This is a genomic window from Halorubrum distributum JCM 10118, assembly GCF_000337335.1.
GTDB classification, from domain to species: Archaea; Halobacteriota; Halobacteria; order Halobacteriales; family Haloferacaceae; genus Halorubrum; species Halorubrum distributum.
This window is the reverse complement of the sequence record NZ_AOJN01000061.1, coordinates 25,727-45,733: the sequence shown is the minus strand read 5'-3', so window position 1 is coordinate 45,733 and position 20,007 is coordinate 25,727. Positions and strand designations below refer to the sequence as shown.

The window sequence follows — 20,007 nt, the reverse complement described above, 5'->3', positions numbered from 1 at the left end:
CGTAGGCGACGTAAGCACCGCAGGGAGCGAGTGAAACGAGCGACTGAGGAGCGCAGCGACCGTACGGCGTCCTCGCGACTGGGGCTTTGGAGGTGTTCGCCGTCGTTCTCCGGTCAATCACGTATCGCCGAGCGACTGGGGCTTTGGAGGCATTCGCCGTCGATCCACAGCTGGCCATTTATAACCAATTGACTGAGGATTTGGAGACGATCAGTTCACTGGTTCGCCCTCTGTTTCATCTCGAATCGACCAGTTTAATCACCGGCCGCGACTCCCCTCCCGTATGAGCCAGTTCCCCGAGTTCGAGGTGATCCCCGCCGTCGACGTCCAGGACGGCGAGGTCGTCCAGTTGGTCGGCGGCGAGCGCGGGACGGGCAAGCGCTACGGCGACCCCGTCGCGGCCGCCGAGCGGTGGATCGAGGCGGGCGCCGGCACGCTCCACCTCGTCGACCTCGACGGCGCGTTCGAGGGCGAGCGCGTCAACGCGACGGCGATCGAGTCAGTCGTCGAGGCCGTCGGCGGCGACGACGAGGACGGCGTCGGCCTCCAACTGGGCGGCGGCATCCGGACCGCTGACGGCGCGCGCGACCTCTTGGACTTGGGACTCGACAGCGTCATCCTCGGCACCGCGGCGGTCGAGACGCCCGAGATCGTCGCCGAGATCGACGAGACGCACCCGGGGAGCGTCGTCGTCAGCCTCGACGCGAAGGACGGCGAGGTCGTCGTCTCGGGCTGGACCGAGGGGACCGGACTGGACCCGGCGGAGGCCGCGGCGCGCTACGAGGAGCTGGGCGCCGGCGCGATCCTCTTCACGAACGTCGACGTGGAGGGGCAGTTAGAGGGGATCGACCGCGAGGCGGTGGCGAGCGTGGTCGAGGCCGTGGATATTCCGGTCATCGCGTCCGGCGGGGTGGCGACGGTCGAGGACGTCGTTGATTTAAAAAAGGCCGGCGCGGCCGCCGTCGTCGTCGGCACCGCCCTGTACGAGGGCGAGTTCACGCTCCGAGAGGCGCAGAACACGGCTGACGAGGTTTAAATAGTAAGCGCCGGACGTGTCGTTGATTACTTATAAATAAATGACATCGGATCGTCGGCGAACACCTCCAAAGCCCCAGCCGGGAGGACTCGCGCGGCTTGCTGCGCTCCTCGGTCGCTCGTTTCACTCGCTCCCTGCGGTGCTTACTGCGCCGGGCTTCGTCCTCCCGGCTGCCCCTTTGAGTCCCACCCGACCGCGACCGCACCGCTGCCTCACACCTCCCCAGCCTCGTCGGTGGTCCTCCGCTTCGCTCCGGACCACCGACTCCCTCGCGCGTGCGACTCGCGGCCTCCGCTTCGCTCCGGCCGCTCGCAGACACGCGCCACCGCACCTCTTTTATAAATGCTTCTTCGACTCCCGCATCGCGTCCGCTCTTCTGTCACGGACCCAGACCCCCGCCCCACCCGCAACCGACTTACGAATCCCCCGCGACGGGCCGGTATGAGCGAGCACGACCGGACCGCGGCCGTCACCCGCGAGACGAGCGAGACGACGATCGAACTCACCCTCGCGCTCGACGGCGACGGCGACAGCGAGGTCTCGACGGGGATCGGCTTCTACGACCACATGCTCGAATCCTTCGCCAAGCACGGCCTTTTCGACCTCACGGTCCGCTGCGACGGCGACCTTGACATCGACGACCACCACACGGTCGAGGACGTGGCGATCTGCCTCGGGGAGGCGTTCGACGAGGCGCTCGGCGACAAGCGGGGAATTCGGCGGTACGCCGACCGCCGCGTGCCCCTCGACGAGGCGGTCGCGAGCGTCGTCGTCGACGTCGCGGGGCGCCCCTACTACGAGTTCGAGGGCGCCTTCTCCCAAGAGTCGGTCGGCGAGTTCACCAGCGTCATGGCCGACCACTTCGCGCTCTCTCTGGCCCACAACGCCGGGCTGACGCTCCACGCGACGGTCGAGAAGGGCGACAACGCCCACCACGAGGTCGAGGCGCTGTTCAAGGCGCTGGCGCGCGCGCTCGACGACGCCACCCGCCTCGACGAGCGCCGCAGCGACACGCCGAGCACGAAGGGCGAGCTCTGAGCGACCGCCGGCCGGCGAGCCGCCGACGCCGACCGCCCTTTTCACCGCTCTGTCCCCCGCGGCCGCCGATCGCTTATCCCCGCGCGAACCGTTAGCACGGACGTATGGAACTCGACTGCGAGGGCTGTGCCGGCTGCTGCGTCGACTGGCGCCCGCTCGACCCGGCCGCCGCGGGCTCGGACCGCACCGGCCCGCGTCCCCCGCTCGACGACGCCTACGACCTCGTCCCGCTCACCCGCGACGAGGTCGCCCGGTTCGTCGACGACGGCCTCGGCGACGCCCTGATCCCCCGGCTGTTCGAACCTGCCGAACGGGACGACAGCGTCCGGATCGACGGGGTCGAGCTCGCCGCCGTCGACGACCGGCCCGTTTTCGTCGTCGGCCTCCGGAAGCCCCCCAAGCCGGTCGCGCCGATCGGGACCGACGAGCCGCGCTGGCTCGACGCGTGCGCCTTCCTCGACCCGACGACGCTCCAGTGCCGGATCCACGACACCGACCGCTACCCGCGGACCTGTTCGACGTACCCGGGACAGAACCTCGACCTCGGCGCCGAGACGGAGTGCGAGCGCGTCGAGGCCGCGGGCGGCGGCGAGCGCCTCCTCGACGACGAGCCGCCCGAGGACCTCCCGGCGCCCGCGTTCGGTCCGCAGGCCCTCGGCGCGACGGTGTTCGCCTACCCGGATCCGGACGGCCTCGACGGCGCCGTCGTCCGCCTCCGCGACGGCGCCGGGACCGCCGACGACCGCGCGCGCTTCGCCGGCGCCGCCGTCGGCTCCCGCCCGGGGTCGCTGTCGGTGAACCGCGAGCGCATGACTGAGGCCCGAGAGCGCGCCCGCGAGGCCGACTCGTGGGTCGGCCGAGCGATCGGGGCGTGGACCGAGCGCGCCGGCGACGACGGCGAGCGCGTCGCCCTCGACCGCGAGGCCCGCGACCGACTCGTCCGCGAGACGGAGGACGACGCCGGCGCGCCCGGGACGCCGGGCTGGGACTGACGCGGCCGCGCGGTCGCCGGATCGGAGCCTCAGACGCGTCTCTCACGGGCCGTCAGCAGCGCGCATCGCCTCTCTCGCAGGTCGCCGGCGACTCGGTCTCCGTCTGCCTCGCGTGCGCGCACACGCGCGTGAGGCTTACCCGTGTCCGGCCCCTCCCGTACGGTATGAGCGAACGCCAACCGATCGACGCCGAGCCGGTCGAATACGACTGCGAGGACGTCTCCGTCCTCGTCGTCGGCGCCGGCGCAGCGGGCGCCCGCGCCGCGATCGAACTCGCCCAGCGGGGCGTCGACGACGTGCTCGTCCTCGGCAAGCGCGGCCACGGCGACGCGCACACGACGTGGGCCCGCGGCGGGATCAACGGCGCGCTCGGGACGCACGACCCCGAGGACTCGCCGGCGATCCACGCGGCCGACACCCTCAACGAGGGTCACTTCGTCAACGACCCGGCGAAGGTCGAGACCGTGACCGAACAGATGCCGGAGCGGCTCCGCGAACTCGACGAGTGGGGCATGGCGTACTCCCGCACCGAGGACGGCGAGATCGACCAGCGCTTCTTCGGCGCGCAGTCGTTCCGGCGGACGGCGTTCGCCGGCGACCACACCGGGGAGTCGATGCTGAACGCGCTCGTCGATCGCGCGCAGGAGCTGTCGGTCCCGTACCGCGAGAACGTGATGATCACGAAGCTCGTCTCGGACGGCGACGCGGTCCACGGCGCCGTCGGCTTCGACATGGACACGGGCGAGTTCGTCCTGTTCAACGCGGGGACGGTCGTCCTCGCCGCCGGCGGTCACGCGGCGATCTACAACCGGCACACCTCCAGAGACGACGAGAACAACGGCGACGGCGCGGCGCTGGCGTACGACGCCGGGGCGTCGCTGATGGACATGGAGTTCATACAGTTTCACCCCACGGGGATGGCCGTCGACGAGGACGACCCCGAGTGGGAGCCGTGGAGCGGCCGCCTCGTGACCGAGGCGGTCCGCGGCGAGGGCGGCCGCCTGTTCAACGCCGAGGGCGAGCGGTTTATGGAGCGCTACTCGCCGGATCAGATGGAGCTCGACGCCCGCGACGTTGTCGCCCGGGCCATCGCGCAAGAGGTCGCCGAGGGGCGCGGCACCGAGAACGGCGGCGTCTACCTCGACATCTCCCACCGCGACGCCGAGTTCATCGAGGAGCGGCTCCCCCGGATGTACGAGCGGTTCGACGACCTCGGGGTGGACATGGCCGAGGAACCCGTCGAGGTGGCGCCGACCTCCCACTACGGGATGGGCGGCGTCGCCGTCGACGATCACGGCGAGACCGACGTCGACGGCCTGTTCGCGATCGGTGAGACGATGGCCGGCGTCCACGGCGCCAACCGCCTCGGCGGGAACTCACTGGCCGAGACCGTCGCGTACGGCGTCGTCGCCGGCGAGCGGATCGCCGACCGCGCGGACGGCCCCGGGACGGTCCCGGACGACCTCCGCGAGTCGCTCGTCGAGCCGCACTTCCGCGAGCTGCGCGCGATGGCGAACAACGACGGCGAACACGACGTGGGCGCGGTGCTCGCCGACCTGCGCGAGCTGATGTGGGAGCACGCGGGCATCCTCCGCGACGAGGCGTCGCTCCGGGAGGGGCTCGACCGCCTCGCCGCCGTCCGCGACCGCGCGACCGATCTCGACGTCGGACCCGTCACGAGCGAGACGTTTGAGTTCGCGGTCGATCTCGGATTCATGACCGTCGCCGCCGAGGCGGTCCTCCGCGGCGCGCTCGAACGCGAGGAGTCCCGCGGCGCCCACTTCCGCACCGACTACCCCGACGTCGACGGCGACTGGCGGCGCAACGTCCACTTCGACGCCGCCGACGTGGGCGGCATGCGACTCCGCACCGAGCCGGTCGACGAGCCGAGCGAGGCCGTTCAGGCCGCCCTCGACGAAGGCCACGAGCTGGACTACCACCAGCTGGAGTAGCGGCGTCGACGCCGGCGGGGACTCGCTTTATCCGCTCACCTACCCAGCCCGCTCACCCGCCCCGCTTCCGATACCAGACGCGCTCGCCGACCGGCGACTCGCCGTCGTCGATCGGGAGCCGGCTCACGAACAGGTCCCGCACGGCGAGCGTGAGCGTCAGCTCGACCGGCTCTCCGCGGTCCGCGTCCTCCGCTGGCTCGTCTCCCTCTTCACCCTCCGGCGCGACCGGTCGGACCGTCACGACGTAGTGGCCGTCGCGCTCGCCGATCGACTCGACGACACCGACCGTCCACCGGTCGACGTGGTGCGACGGCTCCCGGGCGTGGACGCGGTCGTGGTTCACGACCGGGTCGCCTCCGCGTCACTCTCCTCGCCTGCGACCCGCCGCACCGCGAGCGCGCCCTCGCAGACGCACTCCCCCTCGCACTTCGGACACTCCGCCGCGGGGCGCTCGATCGGCTCGCGGTGGACCGTCTCGTAGCCGTGCGCGTCGAACAGCCGCTCCGGCGAGTCGTCGCCGCCGTGGTACCACGAGTCCGCGAGGAACAGGTCGACGCCGCGCGCCGCGCCCACCGCGTGGAGGCGTTCGAGCAGTCGGCTCCCGATCCCTCGGCCGGTCGCGCCGTCGCGGACGTACCCCATCTCCAAGTGGCCGTACAGCCCCGCGTCGGGGAGCAGGTCGGGGTCGTCGAAGAAGTACATCTCCTCGGCCACGTCGGTCGGGTCGTCGAACTCGCGGAGCGCCATGACGCCGAGGATCGCGTCGTCGCGGTCGCTCTCGCCCCGGGTCGCTTCCGCATCCGCGGCGCCGCCCTCGACCGCGACCAGCACGTGGTACGTCGGGTCGCCGATCCCGAGGTCGACGCCGTAGGAGCTCCCCTCGCTGAAGTGCGAGGTGATGAGCGCCTCCAGCGGCTCGGCGTCCGCCGGCCGGGGGTCGCGGATCGCGATATCGTCCATCTATCGGAGAGACGCCGCCGCCGACAAAGAACGGTGCGGTGTCGGCACCGCGCGTTCCGCTCGCCTCACGCGTCGGCACCCGGCCGCCAGACGCCCTGCCGCCGGTCGAGCCACGCGACGACGACCACGTGCGGCAGCGTCATCGCCGCGATGGCGACCAGCGACACGGCCAGCAGGTCGCCGGGCGCCGCGACGCCCGCGGGGACGCTCGCGCCGACCGCGGCCACGACGAGAAACCCGCCGAGCGTGAGCGGCGCGGCGTCGCGGCCGAAGCGGGCGAGCGCCCCGAAAGCGTCGCCGGCGGACGCCGCGCCCGCCGCCTCGGGGTCCACGAGGACGAGCCGCCCGACGTGCCGGAGCGCGTGCCACAGCGCGAAGTACACGCCGATCGCGAACACGGGCGCGGCGAGCAGGAACCACGCCCACAGCACCGCGAGCTCGCCGACGTCGCGCCGCCAGCCGCCCGGGTCACGCCGCGAGCCGTCCGCGTCGCGCCCGTCCCGGACCCGACGGTATCCCAGTCCGACCGACGCCAGCGTCGCCGTCGCCATCCCGACGCCGACCCCGATCCGGACCGCGGGCGCAAAGAGGGGGTCGACCGCGGTCGCGGCCGCACCGGGGTCGACGAGGAACAGCCCGACGATCCACTCGGCCACCAGCCGGTACTCCTCGGGGTGTGCGAGGAGGGGGACGCCCATCGGCAGGCCGCCGCGGACGACGAGCGCGAGCCACCGCTCCCCGGAGGTGGGCAGGTGGTCGACCCCGGCGATCGCGAGCGTCGCCACGTCGCCCTGCCCCCAGTGGAGCCAGGTGAGCGCGATGAACCCGACGAACGCCGCGACGGGCGCGGCGAAGAACGCGGCGACGACCGCGCCGCCGAGGACCGCGTAGACGACCGAGACGACCGCGATCGACCGCCGAAGCGACACGCCCGGCGCGCCCCGGAGGGGAACGAGGTGGTCGACCGCGCCGTGGGCCATCCCGACGGCGAGGGTGCCGAGCGCGAACGTCGCGACGCCGACTTCGACCGGAAACAGAGGGGTCACGGCGCCGATCGGCAGCAGCGCGGCCAGCGCCAGCGCCGGGCGGCGCGCGAACCACCGGTCGACGCGCTCGCTCGCGGCGGCCGTTCCGGCCCCGGCTCGCTCGCCCGGGGACGCCTCCCCGGCGTCGCGCTCGCGAGCCTCGGCCGGAGGGGCGTCGGCCGCGCCCGTCGACGCCGAGGACGCCTCAGTCATCGACCACGTCTGGGTCCGGGTCGGCCGGCGCCTCCGGGCTGGGGACGTCGCGCTCGGTTCCGCCGGACGGCGACGGCCCGGCGACCGATCTCCGGCGGTCGTTCCAGTCGAGCACCCACTCGAACAAGACGAGGCCGTTGATCGTCATCGCTCCCGCGGCGACGAAGAACAGCATCTCCTCTATCGGAAGTCCGAGGACCGCGATCCCGGTCGTCAGCTCCGGCGACAGGTACCAGGTCCCCATCCCGATCGCGATCCGGTCCGCGACCCAGAAGTACGCTGCCGGGACCAGCGTCGCCGTGACCCACAGCCGAGGCGTGCGCGCGAGGTACCCCCCGCCCACGCTCCACTGGAGCGCGAGGACCGGCCCGACCCACGCGATCAGCCCGCCGAGGTACAGGAACGAGGGGTCGAGCCGAACGAGCCCCAGCCCGACCGGCACCATCGCGAGGCCGACGGCGACCCCGGCGGCCCGCGGCGCGCGGTCGAAGTCTCCCTCCCGGAACGTCGGGTCGAAGCCGATCCGGTGGAGCGCGAACGCGACGACGACCGTCTGTACCGTGAAGAAGAGGTACTCCCCCAGCGGGATCGACAGCGCCCGCGCGACGACGGCACCGTCGGCGTATCCCCACGCCCCCCGTCGGATCATGTAGCTGATCCACGGCGTGGTGTAGGCGTACGCGATAGCGACGAGGATCGCGATCCCGGCGACCGCCCGGCGCTGGCGCTCCGGCTCGTACCGCGGGGCGACGTACCACAGCAGCGCCAGGACGGGGAGACTGAAGACGAGATGAAACTGGAGATACGTCAGCGTCGGCAGCATCGGACCACCCCAACGAGGACGCTCATGTCTACGTGTACTCTCTAGTTCTCTTTAACCCTTCAGCCGAACGTGGTCAGGTATCTCCGGCCCGAACCGGTTCGGGGGTCACGCTTCGGCGGCGAGCACGCCGTGCGACTCCAACACCTTTCCGAGCCGGTACATGGATGCGACGACCGAGTCGCAGACCGGGCGCACCGCGGACTTGGGGACGAAGCCGACGGCGAGTCCCGCGACCTCCAGCATCGGGAGGTCGTTCGCGCCGTCGCCGACCGCCACCGTCTCCGCCATCGGCACGCCGGCCTCGGCCGCGAGGTCGGCGAGCGCGTCGTCCTTCGTCCCCTCGATGAGCGGCCCCTCCGCCTCGCCGGTGAGCGCGCCGTCTGCGTCGGTCGGCAGCCGGTTGGCGACTATCGTGTCCACCGAGACGCCCTCGCGGGCGAGCGCCGCCTCGACGCCGCGCTCGAACCCCCCGGTGAGCACGGCGACGTGGTGCCCCTCGTCGCGTAAGCGCTCGATGAGGCGCGCGGCGCCGGGACGGATCCGGACGGCGTCGAACGCGTCCTCGACGTCGGCAGCCGAGAGGCCCTCCAGTAGCTCCGCGCGCTGGTAGAGGCTCTCGGCGTAGCTGAGCTCGTCGTTCATCGCCCGCTCGGTGATCTCGGCGACCTCGTCGGCGACGCCGGCCCGCTCGGCGAGTAAGACGGTCATCTCGGAGTCGGAGAGCGTTCCGTCGAAGTCGAACGCGATGAGGCTCATGGCACCCGTTCGTCCCGGCGGGGCCTTGAAGCGCGCGGTCGACGGGTCACTCGCCGTCCGCGTCGGCGAGGAACTCCACGTCGCCGGCGATCACCGCGCTCGCGATGACCCCGACGCCGACGAGGAGCGCGACCCCGAGGGTCGTCAGCGTCACCGAGACCGCGGACCCGCCGACCGCGACGCCGACGAACGCCCCGACGGTCCCGCCGACGCCGCCGGCGATCACCGCAAGCGTCTGTGCCTCGCGCATAGCTGTCGGTTCAGTAACACGGTTTATAAGCGTTCCTCCCGGGTTCTCTCGGGTGATAACGCTGAGAGGGTGGCCCGAGTCCGTCCGGATCCGCTTCAGCGCGGATAGCTCCGACCGAGGTCGACGCCGACGGACTCGTCGCCGTCGTCGTTCGCCTCGTCGTCGCCGTCGTCGTTCGCCTCGTCGTCAGCGCCGTCGGAACCGCTCTCCTCCTCGCCGCCCGGACTCACGCTCCCGGTCCGGTAGCCGGCCATGTCGAGGGTGACGTACTCGAAGCCGAGGTCGGTGAGGTGTTCGTGGACGGCGTCGGCGAAGGCGGGGTCGAGCGCGCGCTCCAGCTCGTCCGGCGCGATCTCGACGCGGGCGAGGCCGTCGTGGTCGCGGACGCGGAACCCCGAAAAGCCCCACTCGCGGAGCACCCGCTCGGCCTTCTCGACGCGGGTCAGCCGCTCCTCAGTCACCTCCAGCCCGGTCGGGATCCGCGAGGAGAGACACGCCATCGAGGGCTTGTCGGCCACGGAGAGGTCGTAGGCGTCGGCGATCGCGCGGACCTCCGCCTTCGAGATCCCGGCGTCGAGCAGCGGCGAGAACACGTCGAGCTCCTCGACCGCGCGCAGCCCGGGCCGATGCCCCTCGCCCGGATCGTCCGCGTTCGTCCCGTCGCAGACGGTGTCGATCCCGAGCCCTTTGGCCGTCTCGTACATCCGGCCGAGCCGCATCGTCCGGCAGTGGTAACACCGGTCGCCGTCGTTGGCGACGAAGTTCGGGTCGTCGAGCTCGGAGAACGTCACCGTCTCGTGGTCGATTCCGATCTCGTCGGCGACCTGCTTCGCGTCGTCGAGCTCGGCCGCGGGGAGCGTCTCGCTGCGGGCGGTACACGCCACGGCGTCGTCGCCGAGCGCGTCCCGCGCCAGCGCGGCCACCACCGCGGAGTCGACGCCGCCCGAGAACGCGACGAGGACCCCGTCGCGCTCGCCGAGCGCGTCGCGGGCGCTCGCAGCCTTCGCCGCCGTCTCGGGTGCGAGCGACCCGTCGTCGGCCGCTCGCGCGTTTCGGCTCATGGCCGGCGTTCGCGGCGGGCGTGAAAAAGCCCGTCGCACGCGGAACCGACGCCGTCGTCCCGCGCTTCCGAACCGGCGGACCCCGGGAGCGACCCGCACGCTTTACATCGTTGCCGCGATACCGGCGGGTAGATGGAGCTGGAGGCGATCCCCGGCGTCGGCGCCAAGACGGCCGCGGCCTTACGCGAGCTCGACGACCCGGCCGCGACCGTCGAGTCCGGCGACGTGGCCGCCATCGCCCGCGCGCCGGGCGTCAACGAGGCCCGCGCGGCCCGCATCGCCCGCGGGGCGATCCGCCGCCGCCACGGCGACGACGGGCGCGTGCTGGCCACCGATCGCGCCCGCGAGCTGTACCGGGAGGCGATCGACCTGCTGCGCGAGCGCACCGTCACCGACTACGCGGCGAAGCGGCTGGAGACGTTCTACCCGAGCGCGTCGGCCTCGCGGATCGAGGAGGCGCAGGCGTTCGCCGCCGAGGCGACCGACCGCGAGCCCGCCCCGGCGGTCCGCGAGGCGCTCGCCGACTGCGCGCCCCTCTCCGACCCGCCGACCGTCCGCGTCCGCGACCGCTGCCTCGCCACCGCCGACGCCGAGACGCTCGCTCGCGCCGAGGCCGAGGTGCCGGAGCTCTCCGTCGAGACCGTCGAGGACGCGCGCGACGTCTCCGAGCTCGGCCGGTCGTACGCCTCGGTCATCGTCTTGGACGAGTCGTTCGCCGGCCTCGACGTGGAGGGCGACGTGAGCGTGCGGCCTGACGCCCTCGAAAACCCCGCCGAAACCGTCCCCGAGCGCCTGCTCGCGTTCTTCGCCGAGAACCGCGAGCGGCTGGAGGCGGCCGCGGCGGTCCACGAGGCGGCCGCGGCGGCCGGCGACCCCGTCTCGGGAGGTGATCCCGACGGCGAAAGCGACGCCGGCACCGACCCCCCGGTCGAGACCGACCGCCTGCGCGACGCGCTCTCGCGGCTCGACGACGACGGCACCATCGCCGGCGACGCGGAGCTGGACCGGCTGACGGCCGCCGTCGACGACCTCGACGCCGCGGTGTCGACCGCCGCGTCCGTCGCCGACGACCGCCTGCGCGAGGCGATCCGCGAGCGCGACGTCACCATCGAGGGGACCGACTTCCTCTCCCTCGTCGAGCAGGGCGCCCGCGTCGACTCCCTCCTGGACCGCGAGCTGGCCGACGAGTACGACGCGGCGGTCGACGCCGCCCGCGAGCACCTCGCCGACGCGCTCCGCCTGGAGCCCGAGGAGGCGGAGCTGGCCGAGCGCGTCTTCGGCGGCGACCCATCCTTCCCGGTCGACCACGACGAGAGCGCCGTCTCGCGGCTCCGGACCGAGCTCTCCGCGGCCCGGGACCGCCGCGCGGCGAAGCTGAAAGCCAACCTCGCGAGCGACCTCGGCGACCTCCGCGAGCCGGTCGAGCAGTTGGTGCGCGACGCGTTGGAACTCGACGTGGAGCTCGCGATTTCGCGGTTCGCACGCGACTTCGACTGCGCGATGCCCGAGGTGGTCGACCCCGACTCGTCAGATCCGGGCTTCCGCATCGAGGGCGGCCGGTCCCCGCTGCTCGACGTCGACTTCGCGGCGGTCGAGCCCGTCGACTACGCCGTCTCCGGCGCGACGCTCCTGTCGGGGGTCAACTCCGGCGGGAAGACCTCCACGCTCGATCTGGTCGCCCTCGTCGTCGTCCTCGCGCAGATGGGGCTCCCCGTGCCCGCCGAGTCGGCCACGGTCGAGCGGTTCGAGGAGATCCACTACTACGCGAAGTCGCAGGGGACCCTCGACGCGGGCGCGTTCGAGGCGACGCTGCGCGACTTCGGCGACCTCGTCGACGGCGCCGACGGCCGGCTCGTCCTCGTCGACGAGCTCGAATCCATCACCGAGCCCGGCGCCTCCGCGAAGATCATCGCGGGCATCTTGGAGGCGCTCGACGACCAGGACGCCACCGCCGTCTTCGTCTCCCACCTCGCCCGCGAGATCCGCGACGCCGCCGACTTCGAAGTCGCGGTCGACGGCATCGAGGCCGCGGGGCTCGTCGACGGCGAACTCCGGGTGAACCGCTCGCCGAAGAAGGGGCACCTCGCGCGGTCGACGCCGGAGCTCATCGTCGAGAAGCTCGCGGACGACCGCGGCGGCGAGTTCTACGGCGACCTGTTGGAGAAGTTCTGAGCGGCGGTTCGTCGACGGCGCGTCTCAGAGCCAGACGAGCCGCCACTCGCCGTCGTCGGTCGCGACGAGCCACTCCAGCTCGAACTCGTCGCCGTCGTCGGCGGCGACCGTCACCGAGACGATAGCGTTCTCCGCTGCGACGGCCTCGACCGTCTCGCCGTCCGCCGCCCCGCCGAAGAAGTCGGAGACTGCGCGGACGCGCTCGGCGTCCACGTCCCGCGCAACGACCTCGGCCGCGACGAGCTCCTGCTCCCGCGCGCCGTCGAAGAGGCCCGGCACGTCCGCCGCGACCTCGCCCAAGGGGGAGGCGGGGTGCGCGAGCGCCTCGACGTCGGCGGCGAACGCCGCCGCACTCTCGGCCGCGCCCGCCCGCCGGTAGTACTCCCTGACGACCGTCACCGGCCCCTCCGGCTCGCCGGGCCACACGAGCCGCCACTCGCCGTCGTCGGTCGCGACGAGCCAGCGGAACTCGGCCTCCTCGCCCTCGCCGCCGATTACGGTCGCCGAGACGACCGCGTTCTCCGCCGCGATCGACTCGATCTCCTCGTCCGTCAGCGAGGCCGCGAGGAACCCCGAAATCGACCGGATCTCGTCGGCCGAGATGTCCTCGCCGACGACCGCGGCGTCCGAGAGCTCCTGCCTGATGACCGCGTCGAACGCCATCGGGACGTCCTCGGCGATGCGCGACAGGGGAGAGAAGGGGTGTGCGAGGGCCGTCACGTCCGCCGCGAACGCCTCCGCGTCTTCGCTCGCGCTCGCCCGCCGGTAGTACGCCTCGACCGCCGTCGCGGGACTGCCGGCGTCGCCGGCGGTGGAGGAGCGTCCGGCCGCGAGCGCGAGGACCGCTGCGCCGCCCGCAGAGAGGAACGACCGTCGTTCCATGAGCGTGTGGGAAGGAGTAACAAGTAAAAATTCTTTTCCCAATTTCGCCCCGAAACGGCCCGCAGATGCCGCTCAGTCGCCGTCGAGCTCCGCCGTGACTGTGATCTCCACGTCGAGCGGCGCCGGAAGTCGAGATACCTCGACGCAGGTCCGCGCCGGGTACGGTTCCGAGAGGAACGACCGGTACGCCTCGTTCACCGCGTCGTAGTCGTCCATGTCCGTGAGGTAGATGGTCGCCGACACGATCGCGTCCGGGGTCGTCCCGGCGGCCTCCAAGATCGCGGCGACGTTCTCGAGCGTCTGCGTCGTCTGTTCGGCGACCGACTCGGGGGCCTCGCCGGTGTCGGGGTCCACGCCCGTCTTCCCCGAGACGTGGACCGTGTCGCCGGAGACGATCCCCTGTGAGTACGGGCCGAGGGCCTCCGGCACGTCGTCCGTCGTGATCTCTCGCATGACCGGGGCGACGGCGCGCCGCGGTATCAAGATACGGGTCGCGGGGGTCGCCCCGGCCGCTCCGGCGCTCTTCGTTCCGCCGACATATTCATACTGGCTCGGTCGGAATCGAGCCGTATGCCAGCCGTGTCCCCGTTCGGCGTCCTCCTCTTCGCGGCGCAGGTCGGCGTCGGCGCTCAGGTGTCCCGCTTGCTTTCGACCACCGACCGCGCTCGTCGCGCCGCGGTCGGGCTCGCGGTCGCGGTGCTCGGACTGTTGGTCCTGTTCCGCTTCGGCGCGGTCGCGGCGCTCACGGCCGACCTGATCGCGCTCCTCGTCGTTGCGAGCGCGACCGGATCGTCCGGTCGTCGCCCGACTGCGGGGTGACCCTCGGCAGGTGACCTCTCGGCTTCGTTCGCTTCTTATAGTGATCGCGACGGTCGATAGCGGGAGTAGGTGTAGTACATCTTTAGTGGGCAGTTTATAAGTGGAATCTCGACGTTGCCGTCGGTTGTTTATAAGTAATCGATGCTACTGCGGTGAGGGCTTCCAAAGCCCCAGCCGTCGAGGGCGGTGTACGCTCGCTGCGCTCCTCATTCGCTCGCTGCGCTCCTCATTCGCTCGCTTCGCTCCCTCATTCCGGTGCTTACGTCGCCTACACCGCCCTCGACGGCTGCCCCTCTAAGTCCCTCCCCACACCGCACAGCACCGCAGCCTCACGCCTCCCCAGCCTCGCCGCTCACGCCCTCCGGGCGTTCGCGGCGTCCCTCGCGGGCTGGCTCGCGGCCGCCGGTGGCGGCCGCTCGCAGGCGCGCCACCGCACTTTCTTTTTATAAGCGCTCGTCGCCGTCGTCCACGGCTATTTAAATACGACATCGCGACCGACGATCTGCGATACCTCCTCTCGGTATCGCTCGACGACGGGAAATCTCAGTTTCGTCTCCGTTCGATCCGAGGCGCGGAACCCCACCGGAGCGCTCCCGCCTCAGTCGTCGTCGGCCACCGCGGGCTTCCGGCGGTCGTCGCGGGGCCCGTCGAGGTCGACCTTCGGGAGCATGTCTCGGAGGTAGCGCCCGGTGTGGGACGCCTCCTCGTGCGCGATCTCTTCGGGAGTGCCGTCCGCGACGAGTTCGCCGCCGCCGTCGCCGCCCTCGGGACCGAGGTCGATCACGTGGTCGGCGTTCTTCACGAGGTCGAGCTCGTGTTCGATGACGACGACGGTGTTGCCGGCGTCGACGAGGCGGTGGAGCACGTCGATCAGCTTGCGCTCGTCCTCCTTGTGGAGCCCCGTCGTCGGCTCGTCGAGGAGATAGAGCGTGTCGCCGGTCGCGCGCTTGCCCAGCTCCTCGGCGAGCTTCACGCGCTGCGCCTCGCCGCCGGAGAGGGTCGTCGAGGGCTGACCGAGCTCCATGTAGCCGAGCCCCACGTCCTTCAGGAGCTTCAGGCGGCGTTCGAGCCCGCGGTGGCTCTCGAAGAACTCGTGGGCCTCCGCGACGCTCATGTCGAGCACGTCGGCGATGGTCTTCCCCTTGTACTCCACGTCGAGCGTCTCGTCGTTGTAGCGCGAGCCGCCGCACTCCTCGCAGGGGACGTACACGTCCGAGAGGAAGTTCATCTCGATCTTGACGGTGCCCTGCCCGCCGCACTCCTCGCAGCGGCCGCCCTTCACGTTGAACGAGAACCGGCCCTTCTCGTAGCCGCGGCGCTTCGAGAGCTTCGTCTCCGCGAACAGCTCGCGGACGTGGTCGAACACGTCCGTGTACGTCGCGGGGTTCGAGCGCGGGGTCCGCCCGATCGGCGACTGGTCGATGAGCCGCACCGTCTCGACCTCGTCGAGCCCCTCGATCGCGTCGTGCTCGCCGGGGTCGACCGAGGTGTTGTCGTTCATCTCGCGGGCGAGTCCTTTATAAAGAATGTCGTTGACGAGCGTCGACTTCCCCGAGCCGGAGACGCCGGTGACGGTCGTCAGCGTGCCGAGCGGGACCGGCACGTCGAGGTCCTTCAGGTTGTGCTGGCGGGCGCCGCGCACCACGAGCTCGCCGTCGGGCTCGCGGCGCTCGTCGGGCACCGGAATCGACTTCCGGCCCGCGAGGTAGTCGGCGGTGACCGACTCGTCGGTCGCGACCACCTCGTCGAAGTCGCCCTGCGCGACCACCTCGCCGCCGCGCTTGCCCGGGCCGGGGCCCATGTCGATGATCTCGTCGGCGCGCCGCATCGTCTCCTCGTCGTGCTCGACGACGAGCAGGGTGTTTCCGAGGTCGCGCAAGCCTTCGAGCGTGTCGAGCAGCCGGTCGTTGTCGCGCTGGTGGAGGCCGATGGAGGGCTCGTCGAGGACGTAGAGGACGCCGACCAGCCCGGAGCCCACCTGCGTGGCGAGCCGGATGCGCTGGCTCTCGCCGCCGGAGAGGGTCGACGCCTCGCGGTCGAGCGTGAGGTACTCCAAGCCGACCTCCTCCATGAAGCCGAGCCGCGCGCGGATCTCCTTTAAGATCTCCTCGGCGATGGTCGTCTCGCGCTCGTTGAGCTCCGACTCCATCCCCTCGAAGTGCTCGCGCGCCTCGGCGATCGACAGCTCGTTCACGTCGGTGATCGACGTGCCGGCGACGAGGACGTGCCGCGACTGCTCTTTCAGGCGCGTCCCCTCGCACTCGGGGCAGGTCGTCACGGCCATGTACTCCTCGATGTGGTCGCGGGCGCGCTCGGAGTCGGTCTCCACGTGACGGCGCTCCAGGTTCGGGATCACGCCCTCGAAGCGCTCCGTCTTCTCGCGCGTGCCGTTCTTGGTGGTCCACTCGAAGTGGACCATCTCGTCGGTGCCGTAGAGGAACTGCCGCTGAATCCCCTCGTCGAGCTCCTCGAACGGGGTGTCGAGGTCAACGCCGAAGTGGTCGGCGACGTTGTCGAGCTGGCGGGAGTAGTAGGTGCGGTCGTAGCTCCACGGCTCGAACACGTGTTTGAGGGGTTTCGAGGGGTCCTCGACCACGAGGTCCTCGTCGACCTCCTTCGTCGAGCCGATCCCCTCGCACTCGGGGCAGGCGCCGTACGGGCTGTTGAAGGAGAACGAGCGCGTCTCGATCGCGGAGAACTGGACGTCGGAGTTGGGGTTGCCGAGCTCCTCGGAGAACTCCACGACGAGGCGGTCGTCGCCGTCCGCGTCGGCCGCGAGCGACCCCGTCGAGCGCGCGTTCGACGCGAAGGGCACGTCCTCGGGCGGGTCGGGGACGATCAGCTTGAGGGCGCCGTCGGCCTCTTCGAGGGCCGTCTCGACGGAGTCGGTGATCCGCGAGCGGGCGTCCGACGAGACGGTCACGCGGTCGACGATCACGTCGATCGTGTGGTCGTAGTTCTCGTCGAGGTCCGGGTCGTCGAGGGTCAGGTCGACCGGCTCGCCGTCGACCTCGACGCGGCTGTACCCGTCGCTCACGAGCTCTTCGAAGAGGTCCTCGAACGCGCCCTTCTGGTCGCGGACGACCGGCGCGGCGATCTTCGCGCGGGTGTCCTCGGGGAGCTCCAGGATCTGGTTCACCATGTCCTGAGCGGACTGCTCGCCGACCTCCTCGCCGGTGACGGGGTCGTACTGGGTGCCGATCCGGGCGTACAGCAGGCGGAGGTAGTCGTGGAGCTCCGTGACGGTCCCCACGGTCGACCGGGGGTTGTTCGCGGCGTTCTTCTGATCGATGGAGATCGCCGGGGAGAGCCCCTCGACCGACTCCACCTGCGGCTTGTCCATCTGCCCGAGGAAGTTGCGGGCGTACGCGGACAGCGACTCGATGTAGCGGCGCTGCCCCTCGGCGTAGACGGTGTCGAACGCGAGCGACGACTTCCCGGACCCGGAGAGCCCGGTGACGACCGTGAACTCCTCGCGCGGGATCCGGACGTCGAGGTCCTTGAGGTTGTGTTCCTCGGCGCCGCGGACCTCGATGTACTCCTTACTCATTTCACTCCTCCGTTGCGGGCGCGCGCGGGAATAGTCGTCGGTCGCGGGGGCCGCGAGGGGCCGTTCCCGCCGTCGGCCGCGTCGAGCGCGGGGCTCACTCCGCGTCGAGCGCGGGGCTCACTCCCCGACGAACTCCGCGGGCGGCGAGAGGTCGCGGCGCCCCCCGAAGGTGACGAGGAAGAGGACGCCAATCCCGACGCCGTACGCCAGCATCAGCGGAATCGTCGCGAGGAACATCGTGATCACGTCGGCGGGGGTGAACACGGCCGCGACGAGCAGGATCCCGATCGTCACCTCGCGCCAGCGTGCGCGGAACACGCGGTACGGGACGCCCGCGTTGTTCAGCAGCACCATCGCGATCGGGATGTCGGCGAGGAAGCCGATCCCGATCGTGGTGTAGATGACGAGCCAGAGGAAGTCGCTCACCTGGTAGGTGATCACCATGTCGGCGAGGCGGGCGTCGGTGACGAGCCAGCCGATGAGCCCCGGCGCGATGGTCGTGTAGCCGAGCGCGAAGCCGCCGATCATGCCGGCGCCGAGCGCGCCCGCCCACAGGTACACCTGGTAGAGCCGCCCGGCGACGAAGCCGCGCTCGCGCAGCGCGGGCCACGCGTAGTAGAGGGCCACCGGGAACGCGGCGAAGATCCCGAGCATCACCGAGAACTTCACCATGAAGATGAGCGCCTCGACCGGGTGGAGGGTGATGATGTTGATCCCGCCCTCGATCTCCGCGGGCACGCGCCGCTCGAGGTCGCCGCGGACGGTGCCGAGCCCGCCGAGGTACAGCCACGTGAACGCGGCCGCCATCACGGCGCCGAACACCGCGACGATCCGGAACGACCGCGTGCGCAGCGAGTCGAAGATGAACTTGAGGTCCGTGTAGTAGCCGCCGATGTCGTCCTCGGCCGCCTCCTCCTCGCCGTCCGTGAGCTCGGCGAGGAACGTCGAGCTCGCGCGCGAGGTCCGGTTCTGGACGGAGCCGACCAATCCGTCCCCGCCGGCGTCGCCGTCGCCGCCAGCGCTTCCGGCGTCGCTCGTGTCGCCGTCCGCGTCGCCCCCCTCGCCGTCGCTCCCCTCGTTCACCTCGTCGAAGCGGTCGAGGATCGCCTGCGCCTTCTCCGGGTCGTCGTCGTCGATCGCGGCCTGCGCCAGCGCGAGCGACTCCTCCTCCTCCATCTGGGCGAACGCGTCCGCGGGGGCCGCTCGGACGCCCGCGGCGTCGAGCTCGCCCACGTCGATGGCGGTCGGGTCGCCGTACTGGTAGCCCGCGCTCGCCGTGTCGAGGTCGGTGTACACCGCCCACAGCGTCGCGACCGCGGCGAACGCCAGCGCCCACAGCGCGGCGTAGATCCCGAGCGCGGTCGCGGGGTCGAGGCCGAGCCCCTCGCCCGGCGCGAGGAAGCGCCGGGTGCTCCCCGCGAGCCGCAGGAGGTCGTTGAACGCGGTCCGGCCGCCGTACTCGTAGAAGCCGTACACGACCGCGCCGCCGAGGACGGTCGCGCCCCCGACGACGTTCCAGTGGTTTCGGACCGCGCCGAGCACGTCGATCCGGTCTGAGCTCCGCTTCGCCGTGACGACGAGCTTCGCGAGGTAGAGGCTGAAGCCGTACAGCGCGACCAGCGGGAACGCCCACAGCAGCTGGGTGAACGGGTCCGGCGGGGAGAAGACGGCGCCAAACACGAAGATGGCGACGACCGCGTAGCGCCACTTGTCGCGGAACGTCTCGTACGGGACGATCTCGGCGTACGAGAGGCCGGTGATCACCATCGGCATCTGCCCGGCGAGCCCGAAGGAGAGCGAGAGGAAGACGATGAACTCGGTCCACATCACGATCCCGTAGGTCGGCTGGATGTCGGCCTCGAGGCCGAACTCCGCGAGGAAGCCGAACATCAGCGGGAAGAAGGCCAACACGCCGTAGGCGACGCCGGCGGAGAACAGGCCGGCGCCGAGCAGCCCGAGCAGCGCGAGCTTCCAGCGGGCGATCGGCGACTTCGGCCACATGCCGCGGGCGCGGAGCTCGTCGCGGGTGACGTAGATCAGCGGCGGGATCGCGACGATCGCGCCGACGATCAGCCCGATCTTCGCCTGGAGGAGGATCACCTCGAACGGGGTCGTCGCGATGATGTCCGCCTCCTCGGCGACGGCGGCGCTCATGTTCGACTCCGTCACCTCCCGGAGCCGGTCCCAGATGTACGTCCGGAGCGCCCAGAACGTCGCGAGGAAACCGATCAGGAAGACGACGAACACCTTCTGGAGGTCCTTCTGGATCGACCGAAGGAACGCCTTCGCCGTCTCTTGGCCCTCCGCGATCGACCGTTGGGTGTCCTCGTCGAGGGCGCTCGCCATACGGAGGGCGAAGGCCGTCGCCGTTATCAACCTTTTCGACCGCGGGCGCTCCCGCCGCCGACGCTCCCCGCCGATCCGGCCGACGACGCTCCCGGACACGCCGGCGAACGGGGCCGATCGACCCCGCGCGGC

The 20,007-nt window shown here is 71.3% G+C and carries 17 protein-coding genes; 6 read left to right on the top strand and 11 right to left on the bottom strand.

What is annotated here, in order from left to right; all coding sequences use genetic code 11:
- Positions 1–283 precede the first annotated feature (283 nt).
- The 4 genes from hisA (at position 284) to C466_RS13470 (ending at position 5,018) form a co-directional block, all read left to right on the top strand.
- Positions 284–1,036, top strand: coding sequence for a 1-(5-phosphoribosyl)-5-[(5-phosphoribosylamino)methylideneamino]imidazole-4-carboxamide isomerase (gene hisA / locus C466_RS13485; RefSeq protein ID WP_004599308.1), 753 nt, complete (start codon positions 284–286; stop codon positions 1,034–1,036).
- A gap of 441 nt (positions 1,037–1,477) precedes the next feature.
- Entirely contained in the window at positions 1,478–2,074 is a 597-nt protein-coding gene (gene hisB / locus C466_RS13480) for an imidazoleglycerol-phosphate dehydratase HisB (RefSeq protein WP_004599309.1), read from the top strand.
- A gap of 104 nt (positions 2,075–2,178) precedes the next feature.
- Positions 2,179–3,066 carry a YkgJ family cysteine cluster protein gene (locus C466_RS13475; RefSeq protein WP_004599310.1) on the top strand — a complete coding sequence of 296 codons (888 nt, stop codon included), beginning with the start codon at positions 2,179–2,181 and terminating at the stop codon, positions 3,064–3,066.
- A gap of 164 nt (positions 3,067–3,230) precedes the next feature.
- Entirely contained in the window at positions 3,231–5,018 is a 1,788-nt protein-coding gene (locus tag C466_RS13470; protein WP_004599311.1) for an L-aspartate oxidase, read from the top strand.
- A 52-nt stretch (positions 5,019–5,070) separates the two neighbouring features.
- On the opposite strand, the gene C466_RS13465 is transcribed toward C466_RS13470, so the two are convergent.
- The 7 genes from C466_RS13465 to larE all read right to left on the bottom strand — a co-directional run bounded on the left by C466_RS13465 (position 5,071) and on the right by larE (position 10,106).
- On the bottom strand, positions 5,071–5,361 hold the full coding sequence (locus C466_RS13465; protein ID WP_004599312.1) for a DUF7861 family protein: 291 nt from the start codon (positions 5,359–5,361) through the stop codon (positions 5,071–5,073).
- A complete protein-coding gene (locus tag C466_RS13460; protein WP_004599313.1) occupies positions 5,358–5,978 on the bottom strand; it encodes a GNAT family N-acetyltransferase in 621 nt (206 codons plus the stop codon). The genes C466_RS13465 and C466_RS13460 overlap by 4 nt, the downstream gene beginning before the upstream one ends.
- Before the next feature lie 65 nt (positions 5,979–6,043).
- Positions 6,044–7,216 (bottom strand): Brp/Blh family beta-carotene 15,15'-dioxygenase, encoded by a 1,173-nt coding sequence (locus tag C466_RS13455; protein WP_004599314.1) that lies wholly within the window; start codon positions 7,214–7,216, stop codon positions 6,044–6,046.
- Positions 7,209–8,039, bottom strand: coding sequence for a lycopene cyclase domain-containing protein (locus C466_RS13450; RefSeq protein ID WP_004599848.1), 831 nt, complete (start codon positions 8,037–8,039; stop codon positions 7,209–7,211). The genes C466_RS13455 and C466_RS13450 overlap by 8 nt, the downstream gene beginning before the upstream one ends.
- A 105-nt stretch (positions 8,040–8,144) precedes the next feature.
- Entirely contained in the window at positions 8,145–8,795 is a 651-nt protein-coding gene (gene serB, locus C466_RS13445) for a phosphoserine phosphatase SerB (RefSeq protein ID WP_004599316.1), read from the bottom strand.
- Between the two features lie 46 nt (positions 8,796–8,841).
- Positions 8,842–9,045, bottom strand: coding sequence for a hypothetical protein (locus tag C466_RS13440; protein WP_004599317.1), 204 nt, complete (start codon positions 9,043–9,045; stop codon positions 8,842–8,844).
- 95 nt (positions 9,046–9,140) lie between these two features.
- A complete protein-coding gene (gene larE, locus C466_RS13435) occupies positions 9,141–10,106 on the bottom strand; it encodes an ATP-dependent sacrificial sulfur transferase LarE (RefSeq protein WP_004599318.1) in 966 nt (321 codons plus the stop codon).
- Positions 10,107–10,238: 132 nt separating this feature from the next.
- Here larE and C466_RS13430 point away from each other — a divergent pair, with 132 nt between their 5' ends.
- Positions 10,239–12,278: a MutS-related protein gene (locus C466_RS13430; RefSeq protein WP_004599319.1), complete on the top strand. Its 2,040-nt coding sequence runs from the start codon at positions 10,239–10,241 to the stop codon at positions 12,276–12,278.
- A gap of 24 nt (positions 12,279–12,302) precedes the next feature.
- Here C466_RS13430 and C466_RS13425 read toward each other — a convergent pair whose 3' ends face one another.
- Together C466_RS13425 and C466_RS13420 are read right to left on the bottom strand one after the other, a co-directional pair.
- A complete protein-coding gene (locus tag C466_RS13425; protein WP_004599320.1) occupies positions 12,303–13,160 on the bottom strand; it encodes a hypothetical protein in 858 nt (285 codons plus the stop codon).
- Positions 13,161–13,232: 72 nt separating this feature from the next.
- Positions 13,233–13,613 carry a RidA family protein gene (locus C466_RS13420; RefSeq protein WP_004599321.1) on the bottom strand — a complete coding sequence of 127 codons (381 nt, stop codon included), beginning with the start codon at positions 13,611–13,613 and terminating at the stop codon, positions 13,233–13,235.
- A 117-nt stretch (positions 13,614–13,730) separates the two neighbouring features.
- On the opposite strand from C466_RS13420, the gene C466_RS13415 reads away from it, so the two are divergent.
- Positions 13,731–13,979 carry a hypothetical protein gene (locus tag C466_RS13415; protein ID WP_004599322.1) on the top strand — a complete coding sequence of 83 codons (249 nt, stop codon included), beginning with the start codon at positions 13,731–13,733 and terminating at the stop codon, positions 13,977–13,979.
- Between the two features lie 598 nt (positions 13,980–14,577).
- On the opposite strand, the gene uvrA is transcribed toward C466_RS13415, so the two are convergent.
- Together uvrA and tatC are read right to left on the bottom strand one after the other, a co-directional pair.
- A complete protein-coding gene (uvrA, locus tag C466_RS13410) occupies positions 14,578–17,529 on the bottom strand; it encodes an excinuclease ABC subunit UvrA (protein WP_004599324.1) in 2,952 nt (983 codons plus the stop codon).
- A 117-nt stretch (positions 17,530–17,646) separates the two neighbouring features.
- The gene (tatC, locus tag C466_RS13405) at positions 17,647–19,875 is read right to left on the bottom strand and encodes a twin-arginine translocase subunit TatC (RefSeq protein WP_004599325.1); all 2,229 of its coding nucleotides are present in this window, start codon (positions 19,873–19,875) and stop codon (positions 17,647–17,649) included.
- Positions 19,876–20,007 lie beyond the last annotated feature (132 nt).